Origin of the sequence: Sphingomonas sp., assembly GCF_042091075.1 — a bacterium.
GTDB lineage: Bacteria > Pseudomonadota > Alphaproteobacteria > Sphingomonadales > Sphingomonadaceae > Sphingomonas.
The window spans coordinates 1-3,892 of sequence record NZ_JBELIE010000223.1; the positions used below are offsets into that span (position 1 = coordinate 1).

A 3,892-nucleotide genomic window follows, 5' to 3' on the forward strand; every position below is an offset into this window, starting at 1 on the left:
CGCGTTGCACTTTGGCGTCGGGCTGGGCGCCTTCTCGGTGATCCTGATGGGGCTGGCGGTGAATCTCGCCGCTGCCGCGATCCTGCTCGTCTCGATCCTGTTCTACGTGCTGATCTACACCGTCTGGTTGAAACGGCGGACGCCGCAGAACATCGTGATCGGCGGCGCCGCCGGCGCGTTTCCGCCGCTGATCGGCTGGGCGGCGGCGACGGGGCAGGTGGCGCTTTTGCCGCTCCTGCTGTTCGCGCTGGTGTTCCTGTGGACGCCACCGCATTTCTGGGCGCTGGCGCTGTTCGTGAAGACCGATTACGCCAATGCCGGGGTGCCGATGCTGCCGGTCGTCGCGGGCGAGGCGGTGACGCGGCGGCAGATCGGGCTGTACACCGTTCCGATGGCCGCGGTCGCGATCGCGCCCTGGCCGCTGGGGCTGACGGGCGCGATCTACGGTGTAGTGGCATTGGCGATGACCGTCGTGTTCGGCGTGCTCGCCGCGCTGGTGACGCGGGGCGCCACTCGGGCCGGCAAGACGATGGCTTTCGAGAAGCAGCTGTTCGCCTTTTCGATCCTGTATCTGTTCGTGATCTTTGGCGCGCTGGTCGCCGATCGGTGGTTTGCATGACGCCTGAGGAAGAACATCTGATCCGCCGCCGGCAGAAAAGCCGCGCGATCGTGGTGGCGCTGCTGCTGGCGGCGTTCGTGGTGCTGATCTTCTTCATCACCATCGCGAAAATCCGGCAGGGGATGGCGCACTGATGCCCCGGATGGCGCGCACCACGCGCACCGTCGTGCTGGCGGTGTTCGGCATCAGCTTCATGACGGGGCTGGCCTTCGCCAGCGTGCCACTCTACCGCCTGTTCTGTCAGGCGACGGGGCTGAACGGCACCACCAACCGGGGGCTGGCGGCGCCGGGCAGCGTGCACCGCACGATCGAGATCGCGTTCGACGCCAATACAAGTCCCAAGCTGCCGTGGCGCTTCGTGCCCGAGCAGGAGCAGGAAAAGGTCGAGATCGGCGCGCGCGACATGGCGTTCTTCACCGCCACCAATCGCGGCGCGCAGCCGGTGACGGGCACCGCCACCTATAATGTCACGCCGGCCATCGCGGGCAAATATTTCACCAAGATTCAGTGCTTCTGCTTCACGCAACAGACGCTGAAGCCGGGCGAGACGCAGCGCATGCCGGTGATCTTCTTCGTCGATCCGAAGATCCTGTCGGATCCGGACACCCGCGACGTGCAGACGATCACGCTGAGCTACACATTTTACCCGGTGGATTCCGGCAGAGCGTCAAGCTAGAGCGGGCGTAACGAGTGTAAACGGGGAGAGCCACGCATGGCGGGCGCGAAGAACCACGAATACCATATCCTTCCACCCAGTCCCTGGCCCCTGCTCAGCTCGCTTGCCGCGCTGATCCTCGCCACCGGCGGGATCATGTACATGCACGCCGCCGTCGCGGGTGGCTGGGTGTTCCTGATCGGCCTCGCCGCGGTGCTGTTCTGCATGTACGGCTGGTGGCATCAGGTGATTCGCGAGGCGCATGCCGGCGATCACACGCCGGTGGTGCAGCTGCATTTCCGCTACGGCATGATCCTGTTCATCGCCTCCGAGGTGATGTTCTTCGTCGGCTGGTTCTGGGCCTTTTTCGACTTCTCGCTGTTCCCGACCGCGATGCAGTTCGTCGACGGGCAGGTGGAGCGCGCGGCCGAGGGTGCGGCGGCGATCGCGGCGCAATGGCCGCCAAAGGGGCTGACCGTCATCAATGCGTTCGAGCTGCCGCTGCTCAACACGCTGATCCTGCTCACCTCGGGCACCACGATCACCTGGGCGCACCATGCGTTGATCCACAATCAGCGTGGTGGCGAAAAGCGTGGCCTGTGGGGCCTGCTGGGCGTCGGCGATCGCGACGGCGTGCTGAAAGGTCTGTGGCTGACGGTGGTGCTGGGCGTGCTGTTCAGCTCGATCCAGGCGTATGAATACATGCACGCGCCGTTCCCGTTCAAGGGTATCAACTATGGCGCCGCCTTCTTCATGGCGACCGGGTTCCACGGTTTCCACGTGCTGGTCGGCACGATCTTCCTGATCGTCAATTTGATCCGTGCCTATAACGGCGCCTTCACCCCGAGGCAGCATTTCGGCTTCGAAGCGGCGGCCTGGTACTGGCATTTCGTCGACGTGGTGTGGCTGTTCCTGTTCGTCACGGTCTACGTCTGGGGCGGCTGGGGCGCGCCGGTCCACGGCGGCTGATCCGATGATCCGAACGGCGCGTCATCCCTTCGGGTGGCGCGCCGTGTCCGTTCTTCCTTCCCGCGGGTGATCCGTCGATGAAGCGTATCCCGCTGGTGCCGACCGTCGTCGTGGGGCTCGCGATCGCGGCGATGATCGCGCTGGGCCTGTGGCAATTGCTGGATCGGCTGCCCGCGAAACAGGCCTATCTGGCGCAGCTCGCGGGCAATCCCGCCAAGCCGCCGATCGCCTTTCCGCGCTTCCCCGACGAATCGCTATTGTTTCGGCGCGCCGCCGTGTTCTGCCTCGAACCGGTCGAGATCCGGCGGGCCGGGGCGGGAGCGGCGGGCTATCGGCTGATCGCCGCCTGCCGCACCGGAGCGGAGGGGCCGGGCGTGCGCGTCCAGATCGGCACGACCCGCGATCCGGAAGGCAAGGTAACGTGGAAAGGCGGGGAGGTGTCCGGCTGGATCGCCCATGCCCCCGACAGTCGCCCGCTGATCGCGACATTGATCGAGCGGCGTGTACCCGAATTGCTGCTGGTCGCCGACCGCCCGGCGCCCGGATTGCAGCCGAACAAGCCGCCGTCGATCGACTCGGTGCCCAACAACCACCTCGCCTATGGCGTGCAATGGTTTCTGTTCGCGGCCGTCGCGGCGATCATCTACGCGGTGGCACTGTGGCGGCGCGGCGCGGCGCCGGCATCGCCCCACGGGCCCGATTCAGGCGCGGCGTGAACGTCCGTCAGATCCCCGCCCACCAATCGTAATCGACGTTATCTTCCCAATAGCCGCCGCGCCCCTTGCCGATGCCGTCGAGCGAGGCCACCGCGCTGACGCGCATCAGATATTTGGCGTGTTTATAGCCCAGATGCCGCTCCACCCGCAGCCGCAGCGGGGCGCCATGGCCGGTATCGAGGAAGCGATCGTTCATCGCCCAGGCGAGGATCGTCTGCGGATGAAAGGCATCGATCCGATCGAGCGACTCATAATAAGGCGCGCCGCCATACAGATCGGCACAGGTGAACACGATATAGCGGGCGGCATCGCGCACGCCCGCCGCGCGCAGCACCGACCCCAGCGTGGGGCCCTGCCATTTGCCGATCGCGCTCCATCCCTCGACGCAATCGTGCCGGGTGATCTGCGCACGCTGCGGCAAGGCACCGATGTCGCGCAGTGACAGCCGCAGCGGACGCGCGACCAGTCCGTCGACCGTCAGCCGCCAGTCGGCGAAGCCGCCGGCCCGCAGCGCGGCGTAAGCGGCGGTTCCCGGATCGCGCGTCCCGTTGGTGCGGAAATAGGGGGACATCTGGTCAGGTCGGAATTCCGGCGCGAGCGCGTCGCGGTTCGACAGCGCGCGCTGCAGCCCGCGATGGATATCCTCGCCCTTGAACAGGATCGCGCGCGCGCTCGAGTGCTGGATCACGCAATCGCAGCCGGCGAGCAGCATACCCGCCCCGCCCCCCAGAAGCGCGCCGCGGCGGTCGATCAGGCGCGTCATTCGGGGACCTTCCAGCGGCCGGTGATCATCGAGCCGAGTTCGTTGCGCCATCCCGCCAGCAGCACGAGGACGAGGTGGAGAATGGTGAACAATGCGATCGCCGCCATGGCGATGAAGTGCAGTGAGCGCGCCGATTGTCGCCCGCCGAACAGATCGAGCAGCCACGGCCA

The 3,892-nt window shown here is 66.4% G+C and carries 6 protein-coding genes; 5 read left to right on the top strand and 1 reads right to left on the bottom strand.

Going from position 1 to position 3,892, the window contains the following annotated elements; all coding sequences use genetic code 11:
* From ACFDSW_RS15720 to ACFDSW_RS15740, 5 genes are all read left to right on the top strand, one after another.
* A partial coding sequence (locus tag ACFDSW_RS15720) for a UbiA family prenyltransferase (protein ID WP_375251207.1) occupies positions 1-619 on the top strand: 619 nt, incomplete at its 5' end.
* A complete protein-coding gene (locus ACFDSW_RS15725; RefSeq protein ID WP_375251208.1) occupies positions 616-753 on the top strand; it encodes a hypothetical protein in 138 nt (45 codons plus the stop codon). The genes ACFDSW_RS15720 and ACFDSW_RS15725, both read left to right, overlap by 4 nt.
* Complete coding sequence (locus ACFDSW_RS15730; RefSeq protein WP_375251209.1) at positions 753-1,295, top strand: cytochrome c oxidase assembly protein; 543 nt, start codon at positions 753-755, stop codon at positions 1,293-1,295. Before ACFDSW_RS15725 ends, ACFDSW_RS15730 begins: the two co-directional genes overlap by 1 nt.
* Before the next feature lie 36 nt (positions 1,296-1,331).
* The gene (locus tag ACFDSW_RS15735; RefSeq protein ID WP_375251210.1) at positions 1,332-2,243 is read left to right on the top strand and encodes a cytochrome c oxidase subunit 3; all 912 of its coding nucleotides are present in this window, start codon (positions 1,332-1,334) and stop codon (positions 2,241-2,243) included.
* A 77-nt stretch (positions 2,244-2,320) separates the two neighbouring features.
* Positions 2,321-2,959 (top strand): SURF1 family cytochrome oxidase biogenesis protein, encoded by a 639-nt coding sequence (locus ACFDSW_RS15740; RefSeq protein WP_375251211.1) that lies wholly within the window; start codon positions 2,321-2,323, stop codon positions 2,957-2,959.
* A 7-nt stretch (positions 2,960-2,966) separates the two neighbouring features.
* Here ACFDSW_RS15740 and ACFDSW_RS15745 read toward each other — a convergent pair whose 3' ends face one another.
* Positions 2,967-3,722: a molybdopterin-dependent oxidoreductase gene (locus tag ACFDSW_RS15745; RefSeq protein WP_375251212.1), complete on the bottom strand. Its 756-nt coding sequence runs from the start codon at positions 3,720-3,722 to the stop codon at positions 2,967-2,969.
* Between the last annotated feature and the right edge of the window lie 170 nt (positions 3,723-3,892).